Origin of the sequence: Bacillus cereus ATCC 14579 (assembly GCF_000007825.1) — a bacterium.
Classification (GTDB): domain Bacteria; phylum Bacillota; class Bacilli; order Bacillales; family Bacillaceae_G; genus Bacillus_A; species Bacillus_A cereus.
The window spans coordinates 4,075,075-4,099,931 of the sequence record NC_004722.1 but is presented as its reverse complement, the minus strand read 5'-3'; the positions used below and the strand labels follow the sequence as shown (position 1 = coordinate 4,099,931).

The window sequence follows — 24,857 nt, the reverse complement described above, 5'->3', positions numbered from 1 at the left end:
ACACACCATGTTTCGGAACGCAGCGGAACTAGTGGCGCAAGCTAAAGAACAAAATGTAAAAATCGCAGAAATTATGATTCAATGTGAAATGGAAACAAGAAGTATTTCACGTGAAGAAGTAATTGCTGGTATGGAAAAGAACTTAGTCGGGATGGAGCAAGCAGTAGAACGTGGTATTCGCGGCGTGAAATCACCAACTGGTTTAACTGGTGGAGATGCTGTAAAAGTTCAAGCGTATATGAAGAGCGGAAAAGGCTTATCTGGAGATACGATTTTGGATGCAGTAAGCAAAGCTGTTGCAACAAATGAAGTAAACGCAGCGATGGGAATTATTTGTGCAACACCAACAGCAGGTTCTGCTGGAACAGTGCCAGGTGTACTATTTGCACTAAGAGAAAAATTGCAGCCTACACGTGAAGAAATGATTGAATTCTTATTTACAGCAGGAGCTTTCGGTATGGTTGTTGCGAATAACGCTTGTATTTCTGGTGCAGCGGGAGGATGCCAAGCTGAAGTTGGTTCAGCAAGTGGAATGGCGGCTGCAGCTGCAGTTGAGATGGCTGGTGGAACACAAGATCAAGCAGCTACAGCGATGGCAATTTCATTAAAGAACATGCTTGGTTTAGTGTGTGATCCTGTTGCAGGACTTGTAGAAGTACCTTGTGTAAAACGTAATGCAGCAGGAGCTGCGAATGCGATGATTTCAGCAGATTTAGCATTAGCTGGTGTAACGAGTACAATTCCATGTGATGAAGTAATTGAGGCAATGTTTAGAATCGGACAAACGATGCCAGTAGCACTTCGTGAAACAGCAGAAGGTGGACTTGCAGCAACGCCGACTGGTCGTCGCCTGCAAGAAGAGATTTTTGGGAAGAACAATAACTAAGTGTAATTATAGAAAAAGGAGCTCAAATAAACTTGAGCTCCTTTTTCTATTTTTCTTTTGTTAGTTGTTCTAATGTTTTTCCAAGATTATGTGATCGTTTCGTTGCCTGTGTAATACAAGAAATAAGTGCTTGTTGAAATTTATGTTCTTGTAATACTTCAATACCTGCTTCGGTAGTTCCACCAGGAGAAGTAATTTCCTTTCTCAAAATAGAAGGGTGTTTGTCACTTGCTTTTAGCATTTCAGCAGCACCAATCATCGTTTGAAGAATAAGTGATTTTGCAACATCTTCTTTTAAACCAATTTTTTTTGCAGCTTCTTCCATAGCTTCCACTACGTAATAAATATAAGCAGGTCCACTTCCGGATAATGCAGTGACAGCATGCATATCTTCTTCCTCTACAACAGAGACGAGACCAATCGTTTCAAATAAAGATGTTGCAGTGCGAATATGCTCCGCTGTTGCATGTTTTGAAGGGGAGATAGCGGTAGCTGATTTTAAAATGGCTGCGGAGGTATTTGGCATTGCACGAATAATTGGAACGTCTTTTTGAAGTAGTTTTCTAATTGAGTCAGTAGAAACACCTGCTAGTAATGAAATAATAAGCACGTTATTATTTATGTATTCTTTAAAAGGGGTAAGCGCCTCTGCAACATCCTTTGGTTTCATTGCTAGAAAAAGAATATTTGCATCAGTAAGTAATTCTTTTTTATTATGAGTACCTTTGACACCGTATTTTTTATGTAGCTCTTGTAATCTTGTCTCGTTAGAACGATTACTTACAGTAATTTGTTCACCTTTAACGACATTTGCATGTAACAAGCCACCAATAATAGCTTCGGCAATAGAGCCTGCACCGAGAAAGGAAATGTTTTGAATAGACATGATGTTCCTCCTTTAATTTTGGTTAGAAATTCTTATAAATGTACATACATTCGTTTTTTTATAGGAAACACCTCTTTTTATCTGAAAATAATGACAAATATATATAGAAGTTGTAAACTGAAGAAGTATTCATTTTTGAACCGGAAAGAGACAGGGGGGCTAAGCATGACGGCGATTCACCGAATGGAGATTCCTGTACCATTTGCAGTGGAAACTGTGAATGTGTTTTTAGTTGAGGGGGAGACATTAACATTAATTGATACAGGGACGAATACAGAAGAGGCAAGGAATGCGTTAGAAAGTCAATTAGGTGCATTAGGACATACGATAGAAGATATTGAAACAGTAGTCATTACGCATCATCATGCAGATCATTGTGGACTTTTAAATATATTTTCTGAGAAGACGAATATTATTGGACATCCTTGGAATGAGCCTTGGATTACACAAAATCCAGAATTTTTAAAGCGGTATCATGAATTTTTTAGAGAGACAGCCTTACAGTTTGGTGTGCCAGCAGCATTTTTGAAAGACGAGTCGTTATTGACGACGAGGACACTTAAATATTCTTGTAATAGATCGTTAACGCATACTGTGAGAGAAGGAGATCGTATTGATTCTTTGCCTGGATTTACAGTACTTGAAACACCAGGTCATGCTTCTACTCATATTTCTTTATATAGAGAATCTGATGGAATATTAATTGGTGGAGATGCTCTCATTAGTCATATTTCTTCGAATCCAATACTAGAACCGCCATATGAAGGGCAAACAGAGCGGGCACGCCCATTACTACAATATAATCAAACATTACAGCGTTTAAGCGAAATGAATATTTCACGCATTTTATCAGGGCATGGGGAAGATGTTCTAAATGTGAAACAACTTATTGAAACGAGATTACAAAAGCAAGAAACACGTGCTTTTAAAGTGCTTGAGTTATTAAAGGAAAAACCAATGACAGCATTTGAAGTATGTGTAAAACTATTTCCGGTATTATATAAAGAACAATTACCACTTACTATTTCAGAAACGGTTGGACAATTGGACTATTTAGCATATAATCAACAAGTGATGATTGATGAGTCATCGCAACAATTGATTTATTATGCAAAGTAGGTGACAGCAATGACAGGACGTTTACAAAATAAAGTAATCGTCATTACAGGTGCTTCTAGTGGGATTGGTGAGCAAGTTGCAATGCAAGTTGCAGCACAGGGAGCGACTCCAGTATTAATGGCTCGAACAGAAGAGAAACTACAAGCGTTAGTAGACAAAATTAAAGAAACTTATAATACGCCTTGCTATTATTATGTATTAGATGTAAGTGAAGAGATGGAAGTACAGTCTGTTTTTTCAAAGGTATTACAAGAAGTGGGACGTATTGATATATTAGTAAACAATGCGGGATTTGGTATTTTTAAAACGTTTGAAGATGCGTCAATGGGTGAAGTAAAAGATATGTTCCAAGTAAATGTATTTGGATTAGTAGCATGTACGAAAGCGGTACTACCTTATATGGTAAACAAGAACGAAGGACATATTATTAATATTGCTTCACTTGCTGGAAAAATTGCAACTCCGAAATCAAGTGCGTATGCAGCAACGAAACATGCTGTATTAGGATTTACGAATAGTTTACGCATGGAATTAGCGAATACAGATATTTATGTTACAGCAATTAATCCGGGTCCGATAGATACAAACTTTTTTGAAATAGCGGATCAATCTGGTACATATGTAAAGAATATGGGACGTTACATGTTAAAACCAACATACGTAGCAGAACAAATCGTAAAGTCGATGCACACGAAAAAAACGTGAAGTAAACTTACCGAAGTGGATGGGAATTGGTCCAAAACTTTATGCTTTATTCCCAGGTTTATTTGAACGTGTAGCAGGTAAATCATTAAGTAAAAAATAGGAGATTTCCACATGGAAATCTCCTATTTTTTATTGTTTTCCAGTCACATAATCATAAACAATATCCTCAATCTCCTCGTATAAATCAATTTCAATATTTGAATGAGTCACCGTTTGAATATGTTTCACTAGCATTTCCTGATCTTCTTTTGATATTGGACTGCATTGATATTGCTGAAAACTTTTTATAATCATTTTCTCAATTAATTTTTCGTTCATATTTTTTCCCGCCTGTATGTACGTATGTATTGTTTTATTGTACTTGAAGTGAAATAAAAAAACTACTATGCACTATTTTTGTATAAAAATTCGGTTGAGTATATTATTTTTCTAATAAAATTAAGTTTTTTTAGAATTTAAAATTTATAAATATTTAATTGACTCTATAAATATACAATATTATAATCATACTTAATTTAAAGAATCGATTTGAGGAGGAACTTATGAAAGTCGCAATTATTGGAGCCACTGGATATGGGGGCATTGAATTAATTCGTTTATTAGAACAACATCCATATTTTTCGATAGCATCTCTTCATTCTTTTTCGCAAGTTGGTGAGTGTATAACAAATGTATATCCGCATCTTCGAAATGTTCTCGTTCATACGTTACAAGAAATTGATGTGAAGACAATAGGGAAAGAAGCAGAAATCGTATTTCTAGCAACACCAGCAGGAGTATCGGCGGAGTTAACTCCCAAGTTAGTAGCAGAAGGTTTAAAAGTAATTGACCTATCTGGAGACTTTCGTATGATAGATCCTTCGTCATATGAACTGTGGTATAAAAGGCCAGCAGCGAAAGAAGAAATTCTTAGAAAAGCAGTGTATGGGTTAAGTGAATGGAAAAGGACTGAGATTCAAAAGGCAAATTTAATTGCAAACCCAGGATGTTTTGCTACAGCCACATTGCTAGCGATAGCGCCGTTAATACGTAGTAGCATGATTGAAGAAGATTCAATTATTATTGATGCGAAATCAGGGGTATCAGGAGCAGGAAAAACACCAACAACAATGACTCATTTTCCTGAGCTATACGATAACTTACATATCTATAAAGTAAACCAGCATCAGCACGTTCCGGAGATTGAGCAAATGCTTACAGAATGGAATAGTGAATCACAGCCAATTACATTTAGCACACATTTAATACCGATATCACGAGGAATTATGATTACACTTTATGCAAAAGTAAAACAAAAGATGGAAATAAAGCAACTTCAAAAATTGTATGAAGAAACGTATGAACAATCGCCTTTCATCCGGAATTTGTACGCAAGGGAAATTTCCAAGTCCAAAAGAAGTGAGAGGCTCAAATTATTGTGATATTGGCATAGCTTACGATGAAAGAACTGAAAGAGTTACGGTCGTTTCTGTTATAGACAATATGATGAAAGGCGCGGCTGGGCAAGCGATTCAAAATGCAAACATAATAGCGGGACTAGAAGAGACAACAGGTTTACAACATATGCCGCTTTATCTATAAGGGGGACATGATGATTAAAGTAGCGTCTATTACAAAATTAGAAAATGGTTCAATTGTAACGCCGAAAGGCTTTTCGGCAATTGGTACTGTAAATGGTCTGAAAAAGGAGAAAAAGGATTTAGGGGCAATCGTTTGTGACGTACCAGCATCATGTGCCGCTGTGTATACAACGAATCAAATACAAGCAGCCCCTTTGCAAGTAACGAAGGATAGTATAACGGCAGAAGGGAAGTTACAAGCAATTATCGTTAATAGTGGAAATGCAAATGCTTGTACTGGAATGCAAGGATTACAAGACGCATACGAGATGCGCGTGTTAGGGGCGGAACATTTTGGGATGAAAGAAAATTACGTTGCAGTAGCTTCAACAGGTGTAATTGGTGTTCCACTGCCGATGGATATAATCCGAAAGGGGGTTGCAACTCTTATACCGACGAAGGAAGAAAGTGAAGCATATTCTTTTTCTGAAGCAATTTTAACGACGGATCTTATCACGAAAGAAACTTGCTATGAAATGATTATTGATGGGAAGAAAGTGGTGATTGCGGGTGTTGCAAAAGGTTCAGGGATGATTCATCCGAATATGGCAACGATGCTTAGTTTTATTACGACAGATGCTCATATAGAGCATAACGTATTGCAAACAGCGTTATCACAAATAACGAATCATACATTTAATCAAATTACGGTGGATGGAGATACTTCTACGAATGATATGGTCATCGTTATGGCAAGTGGATTATCAGAAACAAGGCCGATAAATATGGAACATACAGATTGGGAAACTTTCGTAGGTGCTTTACAGAAGGTATGTGAAGATTTAGCGAAAAAAATTGCGCAAGATGGTGAAGGCGCTACGAAGTTAATAGAAGTAAATGTGCTAGGAGCTCAAACGAATGAAGAGGCAAAAAAAATTGCAAAGCAAATAGTCGGTTCGAGTCTTGTGAAAACAGCAATACATGGTGAAGACCCAAACTGGGGGCGAATTATTAGCAGTATTGGACAAAGTGAAGTAGCTATTAATCCGAACACAATTGACATTACTCTTCAATCTATATCGGTATTAAAAAATAGTGAGCCTCAAACATTTTCTGAAGAAAAAATGAAAGAGAGGTTACAAGAAGATGAAATAGTCATTAATGTGTACTTACACTTAGGTGAAGAGACAGGATCAGCTTGGGGCTGTGACTTAAGCTATGAATATGTGAAAATAAATGCTTGTTATCGTACATAAGGAGAGAGAAGATGAGCGATTATATTGTAGTGAAATGCGGCGGTAGTATGTTGAATCAATTAAATGATGTGTTTTTTGAATGTATAAAGAAATTACAGCAGAAGTATAAAGTAGTGATTGTTCATGGTGGTGGACCAGAAATTGATGCCAAATTAAAAGATTGTAACATCAACGTAGAAAAAAGAGATGGATTACGGATAACACCAAAAGAAGTTATGGATGTTGTTCAAATGGTGCTATGCGGAAGTACGAATAAAAAACTCGTAATGAATTTACAAAAGCATAATTTACTTGCGGTAGGTTGTTCAGGGTGTGACGGCAATTTACTTCAAATTCAACCTGTCAGCGAAGAGATAGGATATGTAGGGGAAGTAAGTTATGTAGAAACAGCTTTATTAAAAGGATTAATAAATATGGAGTATATTCCTGTTATTGCTCCAATCGGGGTAAATGGTAATGAAATTTATAACATAAATGCGGACAATGCTGCGGCTGGGATTGCGGCCGCGTTAGGAGCAAAAGAGCTTGTTTTTATTACGGATGTAGATGGAATATTACATGAAGGGAATTTGGTAAAGGAAACGGATGAATCTGAAATTGCAACTTTTATAGAAACAGGTGTTATTACAGGTGGGATGATTCCAAAAGTACAGGCGGCACTAGCATCATTAAAAATGGGAGTGCAAAAGATAAGTATTGTGAATGGTACAAAAGATTTTACTGAGGTTACGGGAGAGTGTATTGGAACGACGGTAACGAAAGGTGTGAGTATTGCATGACGAGTCATCTTTTTCAAACGTATGGCAGAAGAACTATTGAGTTTGTAAAGGGAACTGGAACGAAAGTTATTGATAATAAAGGTAAGGAATATTTAGATTTTACATCAGGAATTGGCGTATGTAATTTAGGACATTGTCACCCTACTGTTCTCAAAGGTGTACAAGAGCAACTTGATGATATATGGCATATATCTAACCTGTTTACAAACAGCTTACAAGAAGAAGTTGCGTCATTATTAACAGAAAATAGAGCATTAGATTATGTGTTTTTCTGTAATAGTGGGGCAGAGGCAAATGAAGCGGCTTTAAAGTTAGCACGTAAGCATACTGGAAAATCTCTCGTCGTAACATGCCAGCAGTCTTTTCACGGTAGAACATTTGGAACGATGAGTGCAACAGGCCAAGATAAGGTAAAAGAAGGATTTGGTCCATTACTTCCATCTTTTTTACATATCCCTTTTAACGATATTAAAGCATTAGAGGAAGTAATGAATGAAGAAGTTGCGGCGGTAATGGTAGAAGTAGTTCAAGGAGAGGGAGGAGTAATACCTGTTGATCTATCTTTTTTGAAAGAGATTGAAACATTATGTAATAAGTTCGGTTCCTTATTTATTATAGACGAAGTACAAACGGGGATAGGAAGAACTGGAACACTATTCGCTTATGAACAAGTGGGAATAGAGCCTGATATCGTTACCGTTGCAAAGGCACTTGGGAATGGGATTCCTGTCGGAGCGATGATTGGCGGGAAAGAGCTCGGAACGTCGTTTACTGCAGGATCGCACGGTTCAACTTTTGGCGGGAATTACATCGCGATGGCTGCAGCGAAAGAAGTATTGCAAGTGAGTAAAAAACCATCGTTTTTAAAAGAAGTACAAGAAAAAGGCGAGTACGTATTAGAGAAGTTGCAAGAGGAATTACAGCATGTCGAATGTATTCAAAATATACGTGGTAAAGGGCTTATGATTGGGATTGAGTGTAAGCATGAAGTTGCAAGTTTTATAGAACAACTAGAAAACGAAGGACTTCTCGTATTACAAGCAGGCCCTAATGTTATAAGACTATTACCGCCACTCATTGTCACGAATGAAGAGTTAGAACAGGCAGTATATATAATAAAAAAAGTAGTTTGTACAAAAAACGTATCAATCATATAAGGGGGAAGTTTCATGTCAACTGTACAAGTACCGAAATTAAATACGAAAGATCTTTTAACACTAGAAGAATTAACGAAAGAAGAAATTATTTCTTTAATTGAGTTCGCTATATATTTAAAAAAGAATAAGCAAGAGCCTTTATTACAAGGCAAAATATTAGGGCTTATTTTTGATAAGCATTCAACTCGTACTCGTGTATCTTTTGAAGCGGGAATGGTACAACTCGGGGGACATGGTATGTTTTTAAGTGGAAAAGAGATGCAAATGGGAAGAGGAGAAACTGTTTCAGATACTGCGAAAGTATTATCGCAGTATATTGACGGGATTATGATACGTACATTCTCGCACGCGGATGTAGAAGAGCTTGCAAAAGAATCGAGTATTCCTGTTATTAACGGTTTAACGGATGATCATCATCCTTGTCAAGCATTGGCAGACCTCATGACAATATATGAAGAAACAAATACATTTAAAGGAATAAAATTGGCTTACGTAGGTGACGGAAATAATGTATGTCATTCATTGTTGCTAGCGAGTGCAAAAGTCGGAATGCATATGACTGTTGCAACGCCTGTAGGATATGAACCGAATGAAGAGATTGTAAAAAAAGCGTTAGCGATTGCCAAGGAAACAGGAGCTGAAATTGAAGTTTTGCATGATCCTGAATTAGCGGTGAATGAAGCTGATTTCATTTATACTGACGTTTGGATGAGCATGGGGCAAGAGGGCGAAGAAGAGAAATATTCTTTATTTCAACCTTACCAAATCAATAACGAACTTGTTAAGCATGCGAAGCAAACATATCGTTTCTTACACTGTTTACCTGCCCATCGTGAAGAAGAAGTAACAGGAAAAATTATAGATGGACCGCAGTCTATCGTCTTTGAGCAAGCTGGTAATCGATTGCATGCTCAAAAAGCGTTATTAGTGAGTTTATTTAAAAATGTAGAAGAGCCTTCCTAAAAGGGAGGTTTTTTTATATTAAAATGTCATATGTATATTTAGTTAACCATTTCGATATCATTTATAATAAAAGAGAAAACTAAATTTGTTTTTCAGAGTGTGTAAGGACATACTACATATAAAAATATAGTTAAAGAGATGATGAGGGTGAAAACAACTAAGAAAACATATTCGTTTTTTCAGCGGATGTGGAGAATATTAAAGTTTCAATATTATAAGTTGCTTCGATCGCCAGAAGGCGCAAAGAAAGTATCGTTAGGGTTTGCTATAGGATTCGGCTTAGAAATGTTAGTCATTTATACGGCATCGCTCGTATATGTAATATTTTATCCAATCGTCAGGTTAGCAAAGGGATCTTTTCCTGCGGCAGTTATTGGCAATATTATTGGGAAAATATCGTTTCTCCCAGTATTTTTATTTCCGCTTGCGTATGCGCTAGGAAAAATGATTTATCCATTTCATGTACAGAAAATTCATCATGAACCATTTACGATATCGGACTTGTTTTCAAGTCACATTTTTACGATATTAAAGAGCTTATTACAAAGTGAAGTGTATGTATTAATTGGAATGACGATTTTAGGAGTTGTGTTTGGTCTCATTTCGTATTTCGTTGTGCATTATTTATACGAAAAGAACCGTAAGTTACGCTTGAAGAAAAGGAAGAAACGAGTGAGAGAACCACTTGTGCAATTATAAACAATGTCACATCCATTTTCTCCTTTGAATATGTTTAAGAAAAAGGAGGAGAGGATAATGTATTATTATTACGTACCTCAAGTATATCCATATGTAAATTATTATCCGGTTTATGATACGAGTAGACAATACGAATTATATCGGCAACAACAATTACAGCAATTATCACAAATACCACAATTACCACAACAACAGCCTACACAGGAAAAAAAACCATATTTAACAACATGGCCATATTCCAATGTGTACTATGGTAATTATTACGAATCATAAAGCTGCTTCTATTTAGAAGCAGCTTTATACGTTTGTTTTCAAAATTAAATTTTGAATGGTTTGAAGAGAATGAATGAGCTTTTCGCGCTCTTCCTCAGATAATGTTTGGAAATTTTCTTTTAGTTTGTCTAAAATGAATTGCTGATACTGATTTACTAATAATTTCCCTTCAGCTGTTAGAGAAATTAAAATGACCCGTCGATCTTTTTCGCTATAATGACGCTCTATTAGTTCTTCTTGAATAAGTTTGTTTAATAGAGGTGTCATGTTAGGCCGTGAAATCGCTAGCCGCTTGCCGATTTCGGAAACTGCTAATGTGCCGTTTTCATGCAAAAGCAGTAATACTTGTGTATGTGATGGCGGCATATGTCTTTGAGAAGAAAATTCTCCAGGAAGCATAAATTTGCGATAAAAAAGAGGCACTAGCGAAAGAAGATGATCAACAATACGTTCCCACTCGCGTGATTCCATATAAAGGCCCCCTTCCACTATCATTGTAACAAAAAAGACATGTTATAAAAATAGAATTGTTTCATGGTCGCTTTAATATTTGTAGGATAACACTTGCTTTGTAAATGTATTGGCAATAATTGCATAGCCGTTATCATTTGGGTGTACTTGGTCAAATAATAACTCTTTTTTATCATTCGATATTAATTTGCGAATTGGTAAAACGATAGATGGTTGATTTGTTTTGGAAATGGAATAAACAGATTCATTCCAGCCATCTAAAAACATATCTGCATAACTTGCGATGGAGTCATCGAGTTGTAATGGGTTATAGAGTTCTGAGAGAATGAGTAAAGCATCCGGATTTTGATCTCGAACTGTCTTTACAATACTTTTTATATCCGCTTCAAAATGAGCTTTTTCTTTATTTAACATTTTTATACCATCTATAACACCAACATCACGATTTAAACGAAATAAATTATTTCCTCCAATATTAATTGTAATTATATTTGCTGCTCTAATTTTTTCCTTTACATCTTCTGATTGAACTTTTTTAGCGAGACGATCTGTTGTAAGACCGTTTACCCCAAGGTTTTCTACTGTAATTGGTTTATGAATTTGTGCTTCTATTTGCTTAGAAGCTAATTCAGCAAATCCACCTTGTGTCGATCCGTATCCTTTAGCGAGTGAATCACCTAATACAAGATGATAAAAAGATTCGTTTGTTTGCTTATCAATCCAATTTGGGGCAGATGTTTTTTCTGTTTTTTCTTCAGATTCATTTTGTTTTGTCTCGTCGTTCTTTTCAAAATAAGAATAAGAAATGATCAGAAGGAGGAGACAAACAATTGTTAAGATGACTTTTTTCATAAATTCATCCTCCTTGTAATTGGTAATTGTATCATATTCAGCAGTATTAGCAATGTAAGGGCATATTATATGTTTATGAAAAGTTTATAATAACTTTACAGAAAATTTGTTGAAGTTTGTCAAAAAATATTGACGATAGGAAAGAACTTTATATATGATAATGTCAGATAAGGTGAAACTTTAACTAGTGGGAGCTTTATTTCCTTTTAATTAATAGTCTTCATCAATCGGGCGTTTAAGGGGACTACTCGTTAGCGCAGGGTGAAATGAAAATTGTGTCTCTAATAGAAGAAAAAAGGTATGTGGTTAGAGACAGATAGGGATTCATTTCATTATTTCTGGTAATTGTATAAGGGGGATTTTTTGTGAAAAAGTCAAAAAAAATGCTAGCTGGAGCAACTCTTGCGATTGGTGTAATGGCACCGCAAGTAATGCCAGCAACAGCTCATGCAGATGAGAACACTGGGGAGAGTACAGTTAACTTACGAATTCTAGAAACATCAGATATTCACGTTAACTTAATGAATTACGATTATTATCAAACGAAAACAGATAATAAAGTAGGTCTCGTACAAACGGCAACACTCGTTAATAAAGCACGTGAAGAAGTGAAGAACTCTGTCCTATTTGATGATGGAGATGCATTACAAGGGACACCGCTTGGAGATTATGTAGCGAATAAAATAAAAGATCCGAAGAATCGTGTGGATCCTAGTTATACACATCCATTATATCGTGTAATGAAATTTAATGAAGTATGACGTCATCTCTCTTGGGAATCATGAATTTAACTACGGTTTAGATTATTTAAACAAAGTGATTGAAAAAACGGATTTCCCGGTTATTAACTCGAATGTCTATAAAGTTGACCATGATGATAAGGAAGAGAACGATGAAAATTATTTTAAACCATATCATATTTTAAAGAAAGAAGTAGTGGATGAAGCAGGCCAAAAACAAATAGTGAAAATTGGTGTAATGGGATTTGTTCCACCACAAATCATGAACTGGGATAAAGCGAACTTAGAAGGAAAAGTAAAAGCGAAAGACATCGTCGCAACAGCAAGAATAATGGTGAAGAAAATGCAAGATGAGGGTGCAGATATTATCGTTGCATTGGCTCATTCAGGGGTCGATAAGAGCGAATATAAAGAAGCGAATAAAATGGAAAATGCATCATATCATTTAGCAACACAAGTTCCTGGCGTAGATGCAGTATTAATGGGACATTCACATACTGAAGTGAAGGACGTATTTAATGGTGTTCCGGTTGTAATGCCTGGTGTTTTTGGTAGTAACTTAGGTATTATTGATATGCAATTGAAAAAGGTAAACGGAAAATGGGAAGTACAAAAAGATCAATCTAAGCCGCAACTTCGTCCGATTGCTAATAGTAAAGGTACCCCATTAGTAGAATCTGATCAAAAATTAGTTAATGAAATTAAAGATGAGCATCAAGCGACAATCGACTATGTAAATACACCTGTAGGTGAAACGAAAGCACCAATTAATAGTTATTTTTCATTAGTACAAGATGATCCTTCCGTACAAATTGTGACAAATGCGCAAAAATGGTATGTAGAACAAGAACTTAAAAAACCAGAGTACGAAAAGATTAAAGATATTCCGGTTTTATCTGCAGGTGCACCATTTAAAGCAGGTGGCCGAAACGGTGCTACATATTATACGGATATTCCAGCTGGAACGTTAGCAATTAAAAACGTTGCAGATTTATACGTGTATCCAAATACGTTATATGCTGTAAAAGTAAATGGGGCACAAGTGAAAGAATGGCTTGAAATGTCTGCAGGTCAGTTTAATCAAATTGATCCAACGAAAACAGAAGAACAGCCGTTAGTAAATATAGGCTATCCTACATATAACTTCGATATTTTAGATGGCTTAAAATACGAAATTGATGTAACACAACCGGCGAAATACGATAAAGATGGAAAAGTTGTAAATGCAAATGCGAATCGTATTGTAAATATGACATATGAAGGTAAGCCAGTAGCTGACAATCAAGAGTTCATCGTTGCTACAAATAATTATCGCGGTAGCAGTAAAACGTTCCCTGGTGTAAGTGAAGGAGAAGTTATTTACCAATCACAAGATGAAACACGTCAAATCATAGTGAAATATATGCAAGAAACACCGGTTATTAATCCGACAGCAGATAAAAATTGGACATTTAAACCGATTGTTGCAGATAAGTTAATTACAACATTTGATTCTTCACCAAATGCACAAAATTATATAAAGAAAGATGGGAAGATATCATATGTTGGACCATCTGAAAATGAATTTGCTAAATATGTAATTGATATAACGAAGAAGAATGATGATAAAGAAACTGGTGAAGGAAATCCAACAACACCGCCAACAGGTGGTGGAGAAAACCAAACAACACCGCCAACAGGTGGTGGAGAAAACCAAACGACACCGCCAACAGGTAATGGAGAAAACCCAACACCACCAACAGAAGAAGGTAATAATGGTAATGAACCAAAGCAAGATGGAAACAATACTGGATCTGGACAAACTACAACAGATGATCAAAATACAAAAGAAACAACAACTGTAAGTGAAAATAAAGAAGCTGAAAAAGATGAACGTGATTTACCGAAAACAGGTGCAAGTATTGCTTCTACAATTGGAGCTGGTCTTGCGTTTGTTGGAGCGGGATTACTTATGTTATTTAGAAGAAAGAAAGCGAATAGATAGTCGAGAAATATAAAAAGGATTACCGATTTGGTAATCCTTTTTGTTATATTATGAAACTGGTACTGCTTTTTCTTTTTTCCATGAAAGACCGAATCCAGTAAAACCGACGATAATGGTTACGACTGGACAAGCTAAACAGAAGATTGCGTATGGCAAGTAATCGAATGTTGGAACGCTAAGAACGTTTGTTAAGAATACGCCACTGACACCCCATGGTACGAGTGGATTAATTACTGTACCAGCATCTTCTAATACTCGTGATAAATTACGACGTTCTAAACCGACTTCATCGTATTTATTAGCGAATGCTTGTCCTGTTAAAACGATAGATAAGTATTGCTCACCAAGTAAGAAGTTTACACCAATTGCAGTTGAAGCAGTAGAAATAATTAAGCGTGTACTAGTTTTTACGAAGCTAGAGATAATATTCATCAGCTGCGCTATAATACCCATTCCTTGTAATAATCCTCCCATACAAAGAGCTAGGAAAATAAGAGCAATTGACATCATCATACTTTGCAGGCCACCGCGAGATAATAAGCTGTCAATGTCTTGGATACCAGTTTTAGAAACGTAACCGTCTTGCATAATTTTTATTAAATCAGCTAAAGAAGTGCTAGGTTTAAAAATAAAGAGAATAATAATCCCTACCACAATTCCTGCAAGTAATGTTGGAACTGCGGGTACCTTTTTAAATGCGAATAGGAACAGTAATAAAATAGGAATCAGTGTAACGATAGAAATCGTTGCATTTTTTTCTAGTGTGTTAATAAATGCTGAGAAATCAACGTTTCCACCAGATCCGCTTCCTAAAATGAAAAATGCGATAAAAGCAATAATGAAAGCTGGCACTGTTGTCCAAAGCATGTTACGAATATGTTCAAATAAATCTACACCTGTTACAGCAGGCGCTAAGTTTGTTGTATCAGATAAAGGAGACATTTTATCTCCGAAGAATGCACCAGAAATAATTGCACCAGCAATAAGAGCTGGATCGTATCCAAGGGCAGTACCCATTCCCATAAAGGCAAGTCCTACAGTTGCAGCAGTTGTAAATGCACTACCGATACTCGTTCCAACAATTGCACAAACAACAAAAACAGTTGGAACGAAAATTTTTGGAGATACAAGTTGGAAGCCGTATACCATTAAAGTGGGAATAGTTCCAGCTGCGATCCAAACGCTAATTAATACGCCTACAAGTAAGAAAATAAATATAGATGGAATGCCAGCTGAAATACTACTAATCATCCCTTTCTCCATAGTAGACCAAGAGATTTTCTTCAAGAATCCAAATGCTAATAAAAGAACGATACCAAATAAAATTGGGATGTGTGGTGAAACTTCTAATTGAATAACACTAAAACCAATACAGAAAAAGATAAAAATTGTTAAAAGAACAGACTCAATTTTTGAAACCATTGTTTTCCCCTCCTAAGTAATGTGAAATAGCTCTTTTTTATATAAAATTCGCCAAATATTGTATATTTCCTTCTAAAATTTAGAATTTTGTGACAAATTACCGGTAATTGTTAGTCCTTCTATATGATACGGAAATGATTGGATAAAAAAACGTCCCTGCATATAATTATGCAGGGACGAAGAAATCGCGGTACCACCCTAGCTTGTGAAATGAATGTATCACAAAATAAAGGGTCATATGATATGCGCTTATAAAATAAAAACGCCCCTGCAATATATGCAGGGACGAAAAATTCGCGGTACCACCCTAAATTGTGAAACAGTTTCGTTTCACCACTCTTTAGACATAACGGTCTATAACCGTCTTTCACTACTCCTTACGTTTCGTAAAAGAAGCTCCAGGGGGTAATTCATAATTCGCTCTGTACTGGTTCGCACCGACCACCAGCTCTCTGAAATCAGAAATCGAAATACTACTAAATCCTATCAACGCCGATTCATATGATGTTAGTTAAATTTTTATCATATATTCATCATACATGTCAATAAAAATATGTGATATTTTTTTAGGGAAATAAAGGAGATAGGTTTTAACACTAAAAAATGTGCGTTATAATGAATTTGAAAGGGGAGGAAAGAGTGAAGAAAAAAATAATTCTTTTTACCACCTTACTAGTCATTGGCGGAAGTGCTGGCATTTACACAGCTTTTGCAGCTGAATCAGAGCAAGCGAAGCAAAAGCAAGTACAGCAGTCAGAAGTGAAGAAAGCGAAAGAAGCGGAAGAGAAGAAGTCGATGGAGAAAGCAGCTACGAAACTAGGGGTTTCTAGTGATGGAAAAACAAAAGAAGAAATTACGAAAGAAGTAAATAAGGCTAGATTTGAGCAGCGTCATGATTTATTAATTGAGCATGCGAAGCAGCTTGGAATTAATACAGAGGGAAAAAAAGATGAAGAAATTATTTTAGAAATTGGAAAGATACAGCATGGAAAGTAGAACAACTTATCGTATGATAAGTTGTTCTTTTTTAAGAACTATTTGATTTTAAAATAATTGACAGTCATTCAGATTTAATGTTAACTTTATTTGTAAACAAGTTAACATTAGGGGTGACAATTGTGACAATAAATAGTAAAACGATTGAAAAATCATCTTATACATATGAAGAATTAGCAGAGAAAAATAAAGCTTACGTATGGCACCCATTTACACAAATGAAAGATTATTTAGAAGAAGATCCTGTCATTATTGAACGTGGAGAGGGAAGAAAGCTATACGATGTAAATGGTAATGAATATTGGGATGGTGTTTCATCTATATGGTTAAATGTTCACGGACATCAAGTACCGGAATTAGATGAAGCAATTCGTGAGCAATTAAATAAAATTGCTCATTCTACTATGCTAGGACTTGCTAACGTTCCATCTATTTTATTAGCAGAAAAAATTAGTGAGGTTGTACCAGATGGATTGAAGAAGGTATTCTATTCTGATTCAGGTTCTACCGCTGTTGAAATTGCAATTAAGATGGCTTTCCAATATTGGCAGCATAAAGGGAAACCAAAGAAACAAAGATTCGTTACATTAAAAGAAGCATATCACGGTGATACAATTGGAGCTGTTTCAGTAGGAGCAATAGACTTGTTTCACCAAGTGTATAGTTCGCTCTTATTTGATGCGATTAAAATGCCGTATCCATATACATATCGTTCTCCTTACGGAAATAATAAGGAGGAAATTGTAAAAAGCCATTTAGAAGAAATGGAAGAATTGTTGAAAGAAAAGCATGAAGAAGTAGCTGCCATCATTGTAGAGCCATTAATGCAAGGTGCTGGCGGGATGATTACAATGCCAAAAGGATATTTAAAAGGACTGCGCGATTTATGTACTAAGTACAATGTATTATTTATTACAGATGAGGTAGCAACTGGATTTGGGCGTACAGGGAAAATGTTTGCTTGTGAACATGAAAATGTGACGCCAGACATTTTAACTGCTGGGAAAGGTTTAACAGGTGGATATTTACCAATTGCAGTTACGGTAACGACAGATGAAATATATAATGCCTTCTTAGGAGAATATGAAGAACAAAAAACATTTTTCCATGGACATAGCTACACAGGCAATCCGTTAGGGTGTGCCGTAGCAATCGCGAATCTAGAACTATATGAAAAAACAAATTTAATAGAAGAAGTGGCACGTAAAACGGATTATGTGGCAGCGCAATTAGAAAAGCTCTTTGCTTATAAACATGTAGGTGATATTCGTCAGTGCGGATTAATGGTTGGTATTGAGCTTGTGAAGAATAAGGAAACGAAAGAAGCGTTTGACTGGACAGAGAGAGTCGGTGTTCAAGTATGTAAACGCTCAAGAGAGCTGGGTATGATTTTACGACCGCTAGGTAACACGATTGTATTTATGCCGCCACTTGCTTCTACTTTTGAAGAGATTGATGATATGTTACGCATTTTATATAAGGCAATCTCGGATGTTACGGAGGGAGAATAATGAGTGGTTTTTTCATAACAGCAACTGATACTGAAGTTGGAAAAACAGTAGTTGCAGGTGCTATAGCAGGTGTATTTAGAGAATTAGGATATAACGTAGGGGTATATAAACCGTTGCAAAGTGGGCATGTTGCATCAAACCCTGAGGGAGATGCGGCAAGGTTAAAATCATTATCAGGTGTACCGACACAAGAAAATGAAATTTGCCCTTATTCTATTGAAGAACCACTTGCTCCGAGACTTGCCATGAAAAGAGCTGGAAGAGTAGTAAAGTTAAAAGAAATTACTGATTACTATAATGGACTATTAAAAGAGTTTAATAGCTTATTTGTAGAAGGAGCAGGTGGGCTTGCTGTCCCATATACAGAAGATGCTTTAGTAATTGATTTTGCAAAAGAATTACAGTTGCCTCTTATTGTAGTAGCTCGTCCTACATTAGGAACAGTAAATCATACAGTGTTAACCATTGCTTACGCGAAGGCGCATGGCTTAACCGTAGCGGGTGTCATTTTATCAGGTTGCAAAGAATGTGAAATGGAAAGAGTGCAAGAAAATAAAGAGATGATTGAAGAGCTGAGCGGGGTACCAGTTTTAGGATTATTACCATTCTTTGCAGGTGAGTTTACGAAAGAAGAAGTATTAGAATCTGCAAAAGAACATATTATGATTTCAAAATTAGAGGAGTTTATCCAAAATGAATCAAACGTGGCGGGCGCACCTTCAATGTAAATTACAACAATTACATGAGCAAGGGCAGTATCGTGATTTGCATGTAACAGAGAAGGCAGAAGAGACTTGGCTTATTCGAGATAAAAAAAGGATGTTAAATTTAGCGTCAAATAATTATTTAGGGTTAGCTGGAGATGAAAGGTTAAAAGAAGCTGCTATTGCCTGTACAAAAAGATATGGAACTGGAGCGACTGCCTCTCGTCTCGTTGTAGGAAATCATCTATTATATGAAGAGGTTGAGAGAAGCATATGTGACTGGAAAGGTACTGAAAGAGCTTTAATTGTAAATAGTGGGTATACGGCAAATATAGGTGCCATATCTTCTTTAGCCTCTCGGCACGATATTGTTTTTAGTGATAAGTTAAATCACGCAAGTATTGTTGATGGAATCATATTAAGCGGAGCAGAGCATAAAAGGTATCGTCATAATGATTTGGATCATTTAGAGAAGTTGTTGAAAATGGCTTCGCCTGAAAAAAGGAAATTAATCGTAACAGATACCGTTTTTAGTATGGACGGTGATACTGCGTATTTGAGAGATTTAGTACAGCTGAAAGAGAAATATGGGGCAATCATTATAGTCGATGAAGCACATGCGAGTGGAATATATGGAATCGGCGGAGCTGGGTTATCTCATATAGAAAAAAATCTTTCTCAAAAAATTGATATACATATGGGGACGTTTAGCAAGGCTTTAGGGTGTTATGGTGCGTATTTGACAGGTGATGAAATTTATATAGAGTATTTACAAAATATGATGAGAAGCTTTATTTTTACTACAGCCTTACCACCAAGTACGTTAGGAGCAGTGCAAAAAGCAATTGAAATTGTAAAAGAAGATAACGAAAGAAGAGAGAACCTTATAGCAAACGGAGAATACTTCAGAACTAAATTAAGGGATGCTGGTTTTGATATTGGAAATAGTTCAACTCATATTGTACCGATTGTAGTCGGTTCAAATGAACATGCTTTACGGTTTAGTAAAAGGTTGCAAGAGGCAGGGATTGCGGCTATTGCAATTCGTCCGCCAACTGTGCCGGTTCATAGTTCTCGAATTCGCTTTGCAGTTACATCGCAACATACAATAGCTGATTTAAAATGGGCTATTGACCGAATTATCCACATTGCGAAAGAAGAGGAGCTTTTCGTATGAATGAGCTAAAGATTATTTTTATCCCCGGATGGGGAATGGAAGAGAATATTTGGGATTTAGTACTTCCGTATTTTAAAGGATATTCTGTTCAATGCATAGATTGGCGTAATGTGAAAGAACGAAGTGAATTTGCGGAACGAATTATAGATGTAGCGCATAATGACAACGTAATATTGGTTGGATGGTCACTAGGAGCGTTAGCAGCAGTTGAAGCTTATAAAAAGATTCAGGCAAAAGGCATCGTATTAATTGGTGGTACTGCTAAATTTACAAATACGAGCGATTACAGTAACGGATGGAATGCTTTGCATGTAGAACGGCTGAAAAGGAATTTGGCGAGAAGGAAAGAAGATACGCTCAAGCGGTTTTATGAAAATATGTTTACGAAAGATGAGCTAAAAGAGAATAAAAACTTTGAAGACATTGTAGACCGTTTTAAAGGTGATTCTATTCAGTCTTTACAACTAGGTTTAGATTATTTAATAGAAACAGATATGAGAGAAGAACTAAAAGAAATTAAAGTACCTATACTACTTATTCACGGAGAACAGGATGTAATATGCCCATTGTCTGCGGCACGTAGTATGACGGAGAATAGCAGCAGCGAGCTGAAAGTAGTAAGTGAAGCAGGGCATGCATTATGTGTGATGAATTTCGAATATTGCGCAAATGAGATAATTCAATTTGTAGAGGGGATACGACATGATCAACAAAACGTTACTACAAAAACGGTTTAATGGGGCAGCCGTATCTTACGATCGATATGCAAATGTACAAAAAAAGATGGCACATTCATTACTTTCAATCTTAAAGGAACGATATAGTGAAACGGCATCAATACGTATTTTAGAACTAGGATGCGGGACGGGGTATGTAACAGAGCAATTATCAAAGTTATTTCCGAAATCACATATTACAGCAGTTGATTTTGCTGAAAGTATGATTGCGATTGCGCAAACTAGACAAAATGTAAAAAATGTAACGTTTCACTGTGAAGATATTGAGCGATTACGATTAGAAGAATCATATGATGTCATTATTTCAAATGCTACATTTCAATGGTTAAATAATTTACAACAAGTGTTAAGAAATTTATTTCAACATTTGTCTATAGATGGGATATTACTCTTTTCAACGTTTGGACATGAAACATTTCAAGAATTGCATGCTTCGTTCCAACGTGCGAAAGAAGAAAGAAATATAAAAAATGAAACATCGATTGGTCAACGTTTTTATTCAAAAGATCAGTTGCTTCATATATGTAAGATAGAAACAGGGGATGTGCATGTTTCTGAAACATGTTACATAGAGAGTTTTACAGAAGTTAAGGAGTTTCTGCATTCTATTCGAAAAGTAGGAGCAACTAATAGCAATGAAGGATCATATTGTCAAAGTCCCTCACTCTTTCGTGCGATGCTACGCATATACGAAAGAGACTTCACGGGAAATGAAGGGATAATGGCAACGTATCATGCTTTATTTATACATATAACAAAAGAGGGGAAGAGATGAAATGAAACAAGTACAAACAAAAAGGGATTGGAAAAAACTTGCATACGACGTAGTGGAAGAGAAGATGATTACAAAAGAAGATGCAATAGCGATATTAGAAGCTGATGATACAGAAGTTTTAGAAATTATGAATGCGGCTTACATTATTCGCCATCATCACTTTGGTAAGAAAGTAAAATTGAATATGATTATTAATACGAAATCTGGATTATGTCCTGAAGATTGTGGATATTGCTCACAGTCTATTATTTCAGAAGCACCGATTGATAAATATGCATGGTTAACGCAGGAGAAGATTGTAGAAGGGGCACATGAAGCAATACGCCGTAAAGCAGGTACATATTGTATTGTAGCGTCTGGTCGTCGTCCGACGGATAAAGAGGTAAATCACGTAATTGGAGCAGTTAAGGAAATTCGTGAAACGACAGACTTGAAGATTTGTTGTTGTTTAGGTTTCTTAAATGAAGATCAAGCAGGACGTTTAGCGGAAGCAGGCGTGCACCGTTATAACCACAACTTAGATACACATGCAAATAATTACGATAGTATTTGTTCAACTCATACGTATGATGATCGTGTTGATACAGTTCAAAAAGCAAAACAAGCGGGCATTTCCCCATGCTCTGGAGCGATTTTTGGCATGGGAGAAACAATTGAAGAGCGTGCTGAAATTGCATTTGAATTACAACGTATAGATGCAGATTCTATCCCTTGTAATTTCCTTGTTGCTGTAAAGGGGACACCTCTTGAAGGGCAAAAAGAGTTAACGCCAGTAGAATGTTTAAAAGTACTGGCAATGATGCGTTTTGTAAACCCGACAAAAGAAATTCGTATTTCAGGAGGACGTGAAATCAATTTACGTTCTGTACAGCCAATCGGTTTATTTGCAGCAAATTCTATTTTTGTCGGGGACTACTTAACGACAGCTGGACAAGAGCCGACTGCAGACTGGGGTATGATTGCAGATTTAGGATTTGAGATTGAAGAGTGTGCATTATAAGATAGATGAAAAAGCAAACTTGTAAAAGGGTTTGCTTTTTTTGTAAATAAAATGTAATAAATAGTTGTGAACGCCTGTTACTATTGGTTTTTGAACGAAAAAAAGAATTTTTGTGAACGAATTTTCCAAGCCCTAGTTGTACATAGTAAATATGTAATTTATATTGGGTTGGAGGATTTTACATGTACAAATACATATTAGCGATTATGACTTGTTTAATTTTAATAAAAGCAATAAGTTCTGATCCAGTTAAGGCTGCTGAAAATCCTGAACAAAAAGAGATGCAACAAAGAATCGAACAACACTTTCGAACGAAAGCTGAACATTTTGGATTGAAAACGGAAGGAAAAGATTTAAAGGAAGTTAGAAAAGAAATTACTATTATAGAAGAAGCGAAAAAAAGAGAGAATGTATGGAGAACAGCACAAGCTCTTCATATAAAAACAGAAGGAAAAACGATGAATGAATTAATAAAAGATGTACAAAAAAAGGTGAAAAAATAAAAAGAGGCCGTAGCCTCTTTTTTTATGCCCATTGTTTTGATAAGTGAGCCATTTCAATTGCAGCAACAGCTGATTCATATCCTTTATTACCAGCTTTCGTACCTGCGCGTTCAATCGCTTGTTCAATTGTTTCTGTCGTTAATACGCCGAAAATAACTGGGATGTCCATTTGTAGTGATAAAGACGCAACACCTTTTGCTACTTCATTACAAACGTAATCGTAGTGAGTTGTAGCACCTCGGATTACAGTACCTAATGTAATAACAGCATCATACTTTCCGCTACTAGCCATCTTTTTAGCGATTAAAGGAATTTCAAATGCACCAGGAACCCAAGCAACATCAATATCATTTTCTTCTACACCGTGACGCTTTAATCCGTCTAAAGCGCCGCCAAGTAACTTACTTGTAATAAATTCGTTAAAACGTCCAACAACAACTCCAACTTTTAATCCTGTACCAACTAAATGACCTTCGAATACCATAATAAATCTCTCCTTTAATTATAAGTTTAGTAAGTGTCCTAATTTGTTTACTTTCGTTTGTAAATACGATTTATTCTCTTCTTTTGCTGGCATTTGCAACGGTACACGCTCGACTACTTCTAAATCGTAACCTTGTAAGCCAGCAATTTTTCTTGGGTTATTCGTTAATAATCGTAAACTCTGTAAACCTAAATCTTTTAATATTTGAGCACCGATACCGTAATCACGAAGATCAGCAGGGAAGCCGAGTTTTTCATTTGCTTCTACAGTATCGAATCCTTCTTCTTGTAATTTATAAGCACGAAGCTTATTAAGAAGCCCAATGCCTCTTCCTTCTTGCCTCATATAAAGAAGAACACCTTTTCCTTCACGCTCAATTTGAGCAAGTGCTGCATGGAGTTGTGGTCCGCAATCGCAGCGATGTGAACCGAATACATCTCCTGTTAAGCATTCAGAATGAACACGTACAAGTACCGGTTCACCTGTTGAAATATCACCTTTTACAAGTGCGATATGTTCTTTCGTATCTAATGAGTTAGAATAGCCAATTGCGTGGAAAGTACCGAAATCTGTAGGTAATGTAATTTCCGCTTCTCTCGTCACAAGTGTTTCATGATGGCGGCGGTAAGCAATTAAATCTTCTATTGTAATCATTTTTATATCAAATTGTTTTGCGCATTCTATTAAATCAGGTACACGTGCCATCGTGCCGTCCTCATTTATAATCTCGCAAATAACTCCAGCTGGTTCGGCACCGCATAGCTTTGCTAAATCAACAGCAGCTTCTGTATGACCTGCACGACGCAGGACACCGCCTTCTTTCGCAATTAATGGAAAGATATGTCCAGGTCGATTGAAATCAGCACCTTTTGATGCGGGGTTTAACAATTCTTGTATCGTAGTTGCACGTTCGTGAGCGCTAATCCCTGTTGTTGTAGAGACATGGTCAATGCTCACTGTAAACGCAGTATGATGTGAATCTGTATTATGAGATACCATTGGTTCTAATTGTAGACGTTCTGCGTATCCTTCCGTAATCGGTACACAAACGAGACCACGGCCATGTGTAATCATAAAATTTATTGTTTCTGGTGTAATGTACTCTGCTAAAGCAATAAAATCGCCTTCATTTTCTCGGTTTTCATCATCACATACGATAACGACTTTACCTTTTTTTAAATCTTCTAGAGCTTCTTCAATACGATGAAACATTGTGCTT

The 24,857-nt window shown here is 36.3% G+C and carries 23 protein-coding genes, 3 pseudogenes and 1 other annotated feature; of the genes and pseudogenes, 19 read left to right on the top strand and 7 right to left on the bottom strand.

Annotated elements, in window-relative coordinates; translation table 11 throughout:
* The first annotated feature begins 7 nt into the window (after positions 1-7).
* Positions 8-886 carry an L-serine ammonia-lyase, iron-sulfur-dependent, subunit alpha gene (gene sdaAA, locus BC_RS20645; RefSeq protein WP_000489455.1) on the top strand — a complete coding sequence of 293 codons (879 nt, stop codon included), beginning with the start codon at positions 8-10 and terminating at the stop codon, positions 884-886.
* A 46-nt stretch (positions 887-932) separates the two neighbouring features.
* Here the strand turns inward: sdaAA and proI are convergent, their stop codons facing one another.
* Positions 933-1,772 carry a pyrroline-5-carboxylate reductase ProI gene (gene proI / locus BC_RS20640; protein ID WP_000027249.1) on the bottom strand — a complete coding sequence of 280 codons (840 nt, stop codon included), beginning with the start codon at positions 1,770-1,772 and terminating at the stop codon, positions 933-935.
* A gap of 165 nt (positions 1,773-1,937) precedes the next feature.
* Here proI and BC_RS20635 point away from each other — a divergent pair, with 165 nt between their 5' ends.
* Both BC_RS20635 and BC_RS20630 read left to right on the top strand, forming a co-directional pair.
* Complete coding sequence (locus tag BC_RS20635) at positions 1,938-2,891, top strand: MBL fold metallo-hydrolase (RefSeq protein WP_000125119.1); 954 nt, start codon at positions 1,938-1,940, stop codon at positions 2,889-2,891.
* A 9-nt stretch (positions 2,892-2,900) separates the two neighbouring features.
* Positions 2,901-3,696: pseudogene (locus BC_RS20630) on the top strand (SDR family NAD(P)-dependent oxidoreductase).
* A 29-nt stretch (positions 3,697-3,725) separates the two neighbouring features.
* Here BC_RS20630 and BC_RS20625 read toward each other — a convergent pair.
* On the bottom strand, positions 3,726-3,914 hold the full coding sequence (locus BC_RS20625; RefSeq protein WP_001003222.1) for a YqzH family protein: 189 nt from the start codon (positions 3,912-3,914) through the stop codon (positions 3,726-3,728).
* A 224-nt stretch (positions 3,915-4,138) separates the two neighbouring features.
* Here BC_RS20625 and argC point away from each other — a divergent pair.
* The 7 genes and pseudogenes from argC (at position 4,139) to BC_RS20590 (ending at position 10,282) form a co-directional block, all read left to right on the top strand.
* Positions 4,139-5,177: pseudogene (argC, locus tag BC_RS20620) on the top strand (N-acetyl-gamma-glutamyl-phosphate reductase).
* A gap of 10 nt (positions 5,178-5,187) precedes the next feature.
* Positions 5,188-6,411: a bifunctional glutamate N-acetyltransferase/amino-acid acetyltransferase ArgJ gene (argJ, locus tag BC_RS20615; protein ID WP_000598402.1), complete on the top strand. Its 1,224-nt coding sequence runs from the start codon at positions 5,188-5,190 to the stop codon at positions 6,409-6,411.
* An 11-nt stretch (positions 6,412-6,422) separates the two neighbouring features.
* Positions 6,423-7,190, top strand: a complete 768-nt coding sequence (argB, locus tag BC_RS20610) for an acetylglutamate kinase (RefSeq protein WP_001286797.1) — start codon at positions 6,423-6,425, stop codon at positions 7,188-7,190.
* On the top strand, positions 7,187-8,347 hold the full coding sequence (locus tag BC_RS20605) for an acetylornithine transaminase (protein WP_000200540.1): 1,161 nt from the start codon (positions 7,187-7,189) through the stop codon (positions 8,345-8,347). Before argB ends, BC_RS20605 begins: the two co-directional genes overlap by 4 nt.
* Positions 8,348-8,359: 12 nt before the next feature.
* Positions 8,360-9,310, top strand: a complete 951-nt coding sequence (gene argF, locus BC_RS20600) for an ornithine carbamoyltransferase (RefSeq protein WP_000108862.1) — start codon at positions 8,360-8,362, stop codon at positions 9,308-9,310.
* Positions 9,311-9,448: 138 nt separating this feature from the next.
* Positions 9,449-10,009, top strand: coding sequence for a DUF2062 domain-containing protein (locus BC_RS20595; RefSeq protein WP_002005691.1), 561 nt, complete (start codon positions 9,449-9,451; stop codon positions 10,007-10,009).
* Between the two features lie 57 nt (positions 10,010-10,066).
* Positions 10,067-10,282 (top strand): hypothetical protein, encoded by a 216-nt coding sequence (locus BC_RS20590; protein ID WP_000291956.1) that lies wholly within the window; start codon positions 10,067-10,069, stop codon positions 10,280-10,282.
* A gap of 24 nt (positions 10,283-10,306) precedes the next feature.
* On the opposite strand, the gene BC_RS20585 is transcribed toward BC_RS20590, so the two are convergent.
* Together BC_RS20585 and BC_RS20580 are read right to left on the bottom strand one after the other, a co-directional pair.
* A complete protein-coding gene (locus BC_RS20585; RefSeq protein ID WP_000445819.1) occupies positions 10,307-10,753 on the bottom strand; it encodes a MarR family winged helix-turn-helix transcriptional regulator in 447 nt (148 codons plus the stop codon).
* 72 nt (positions 10,754-10,825) lie between these two features.
* On the bottom strand, positions 10,826-11,605 hold the full coding sequence (locus BC_RS20580) for a GDSL-type esterase/lipase family protein (protein ID WP_000755851.1): 780 nt from the start codon (positions 11,603-11,605) through the stop codon (positions 10,826-10,828).
* Positions 11,606-11,970: 365 nt separating this feature from the next.
* Here BC_RS20580 and cpdB point away from each other — a divergent pair.
* A pseudogene (cpdB, locus tag BC_RS20575) lies at positions 11,971-14,329 on the top strand (bifunctional 2',3'-cyclic-nucleotide 2'-phosphodiesterase/3'-nucleotidase).
* Between the two features lie 48 nt (positions 14,330-14,377).
* Here cpdB and nhaC read toward each other — a convergent pair.
* The gene (gene nhaC / locus BC_RS20570; RefSeq protein WP_000253731.1) at positions 14,378-15,751 is read right to left on the bottom strand and encodes a Na+/H+ antiporter NhaC; all 1,374 of its coding nucleotides are present in this window, start codon (positions 15,749-15,751) and stop codon (positions 14,378-14,380) included.
* Between the two features lie 278 nt (positions 15,752-16,029).
* Positions 16,030-16,250 (bottom strand) — a binding site (T-box leader).
* Between the two features lie 140 nt (positions 16,251-16,390).
* Between nhaC and BC_RS20565 the strand changes: the two genes are divergently transcribed.
* The 8 genes from BC_RS20565 (at position 16,391) to BC_RS20530 (ending at position 23,154) form a co-directional block, all read left to right on the top strand.
* Positions 16,391-16,747 (top strand): hypothetical protein, encoded by a 357-nt coding sequence (locus BC_RS20565; protein WP_000726896.1) that lies wholly within the window; start codon positions 16,391-16,393, stop codon positions 16,745-16,747.
* A 77-nt stretch (positions 16,748-16,824) separates the two neighbouring features.
* Positions 16,825-18,258: an adenosylmethionine--8-amino-7-oxononanoate transaminase gene (gene bioA, locus BC_RS20560; protein ID WP_002195789.1), complete on the top strand. Its 1,434-nt coding sequence runs from the start codon at positions 16,825-16,827 to the stop codon at positions 18,256-18,258.
* Positions 18,258-18,986: a dethiobiotin synthase gene (bioD, locus tag BC_RS20555; RefSeq protein ID WP_000012476.1), complete on the top strand. Its 729-nt coding sequence runs from the start codon at positions 18,258-18,260 to the stop codon at positions 18,984-18,986. The genes bioA and bioD overlap by 1 nt, the downstream gene beginning before the upstream one ends.
* Positions 18,952-20,139: an 8-amino-7-oxononanoate synthase gene (bioF, locus tag BC_RS20550; RefSeq protein ID WP_001077285.1), complete on the top strand. Its 1,188-nt coding sequence runs from the start codon at positions 18,952-18,954 to the stop codon at positions 20,137-20,139. The genes bioD and bioF overlap by 35 nt, the downstream gene beginning before the upstream one ends.
* Positions 20,136-20,876, top strand: a complete 741-nt coding sequence (locus tag BC_RS20545) for an alpha/beta fold hydrolase (protein ID WP_001004171.1) — start codon at positions 20,136-20,138, stop codon at positions 20,874-20,876. Before bioF ends, BC_RS20545 begins: the two co-directional genes overlap by 4 nt.
* Positions 20,842-21,651 (top strand): malonyl-ACP O-methyltransferase BioC, encoded by an 810-nt coding sequence (bioC, locus tag BC_RS20540; protein WP_000608914.1) that lies wholly within the window; start codon positions 20,842-20,844, stop codon positions 21,649-21,651. The genes BC_RS20545 and bioC overlap by 35 nt, the downstream gene beginning before the upstream one ends.
* A 1-nt stretch (position 21,652) precedes the next feature.
* Positions 21,653-22,651 carry a biotin synthase gene (gene bioB / locus BC_RS20535; RefSeq protein ID WP_000815854.1) on the top strand — a complete coding sequence of 333 codons (999 nt, stop codon included), beginning with the start codon at positions 21,653-21,655 and terminating at the stop codon, positions 22,649-22,651.
* Between the two features lie 182 nt (positions 22,652-22,833).
* Positions 22,834-23,154: a hypothetical protein gene (locus BC_RS20530; protein ID WP_000280032.1), complete on the top strand. Its 321-nt coding sequence runs from the start codon at positions 22,834-22,836 to the stop codon at positions 23,152-23,154.
* Positions 23,155-23,176: 22 nt separating this feature from the next.
* On the opposite strand, the gene ribH is transcribed toward BC_RS20530, so the two are convergent.
* Together ribH and ribBA are read right to left on the bottom strand one after the other, a co-directional pair.
* Positions 23,177-23,638, bottom strand: a complete 462-nt coding sequence (gene ribH, locus BC_RS20525) for a 6,7-dimethyl-8-ribityllumazine synthase (protein ID WP_000230895.1) — start codon at positions 23,636-23,638, stop codon at positions 23,177-23,179.
* Positions 23,639-23,656: 18 nt separating this feature from the next.
* Positions 23,657-24,850 (bottom strand): bifunctional 3,4-dihydroxy-2-butanone 4-phosphate synthase/GTP cyclohydrolase II, encoded by a 1,194-nt coding sequence (gene ribBA / locus BC_RS20520; protein ID WP_000468974.1) that lies wholly within the window; start codon positions 24,848-24,850, stop codon positions 23,657-23,659.
* Positions 24,851-24,857: the final 7 nt, after the last annotated feature.

Bases quoted from the DNA above. Each gene is read 5' to 3' on its own strand.
- sdaAA (WP_000489455.1), top strand. From the start codon at position 8: ATGTTTCGGAACGCAGCGGAACTAGTGGCGCAAGCTAAAGAACAAAAT.
- proI (WP_000027249.1), bottom strand. From the start codon at position 1,772: ATGTCTATTCAAAACATTTCCTTTCTCGGTGCAGGCTCTATTGCCGAA.
- BC_RS20635 (WP_000125119.1), top strand. From the start codon at position 1,938: ATGACGGCGATTCACCGAATGGAGATTCCTGTACCATTTGCAGTGGAA.
- BC_RS20625 (WP_001003222.1), bottom strand. From the start codon at position 3,914: ATGAACGAAAAATTAATTGAGAAAATGATTATAAAAAGTTTTCAGCAA.
- argJ (WP_000598402.1), top strand. From the start codon at position 5,188: ATGATTAAAGTAGCGTCTATTACAAAATTAGAAAATGGTTCAATTGTA.
- argB (WP_001286797.1), top strand. From the start codon at position 6,423: ATGAGCGATTATATTGTAGTGAAATGCGGCGGTAGTATGTTGAATCAA.
- BC_RS20605 (WP_000200540.1), top strand. From the start codon at position 7,187: ATGACGAGTCATCTTTTTCAAACGTATGGCAGAAGAACTATTGAGTTT.
- argF (WP_000108862.1), top strand. From the start codon at position 8,360: ATGTCAACTGTACAAGTACCGAAATTAAATACGAAAGATCTTTTAACA.
- BC_RS20595 (WP_002005691.1), top strand. From the start codon at position 9,449: ATGATGAGGGTGAAAACAACTAAGAAAACATATTCGTTTTTTCAGCGG.
- BC_RS20590 (WP_000291956.1), top strand. From the start codon at position 10,067: ATGTATTATTATTACGTACCTCAAGTATATCCATATGTAAATTATTAT.
- BC_RS20585 (WP_000445819.1), bottom strand. From the start codon at position 10,753: ATGGAATCACGCGAGTGGGAACGTATTGTTGATCATCTTCTTTCGCTA.
- BC_RS20580 (WP_000755851.1), bottom strand. From the start codon at position 11,605: ATGAAAAAAGTCATCTTAACAATTGTTTGTCTCCTCCTTCTGATCATT.
- nhaC (WP_000253731.1), bottom strand. From the start codon at position 15,751: ATGGTTTCAAAAATTGAGTCTGTTCTTTTAACAATTTTTATCTTTTTC.
- bioA (WP_002195789.1), top strand. From the start codon at position 16,825: ATGTTAACTTTATTTGTAAACAAGTTAACATTAGGGGTGACAATTGTG.
- bioD (WP_000012476.1), top strand. From the start codon at position 18,258: ATGAGTGGTTTTTTCATAACAGCAACTGATACTGAAGTTGGAAAAACA.
- bioF (WP_001077285.1), top strand. From the start codon at position 18,952: ATGAATCAAACGTGGCGGGCGCACCTTCAATGTAAATTACAACAATTA.
- BC_RS20545 (WP_001004171.1), top strand. From the start codon at position 20,136: ATGAATGAGCTAAAGATTATTTTTATCCCCGGATGGGGAATGGAAGAG.
- bioC (WP_000608914.1), top strand. From the start codon at position 20,842: ATGATCAACAAAACGTTACTACAAAAACGGTTTAATGGGGCAGCCGTA.
- bioB (WP_000815854.1), top strand. From the start codon at position 21,653: ATGAAACAAGTACAAACAAAAAGGGATTGGAAAAAACTTGCATACGAC.
- BC_RS20530 (WP_000280032.1), top strand. From the start codon at position 22,834: ATGTACAAATACATATTAGCGATTATGACTTGTTTAATTTTAATAAAA.
- ribH (WP_000230895.1), bottom strand. From the start codon at position 23,638: ATGGTATTCGAAGGTCATTTAGTTGGTACAGGATTAAAAGTTGGAGTT.
- ribBA (WP_000468974.1), bottom strand. From the start codon at position 24,850: ATGTTTCATCGTATTGAAGAAGCTCTAGAAGATTTAAAAAAAGGTAAA.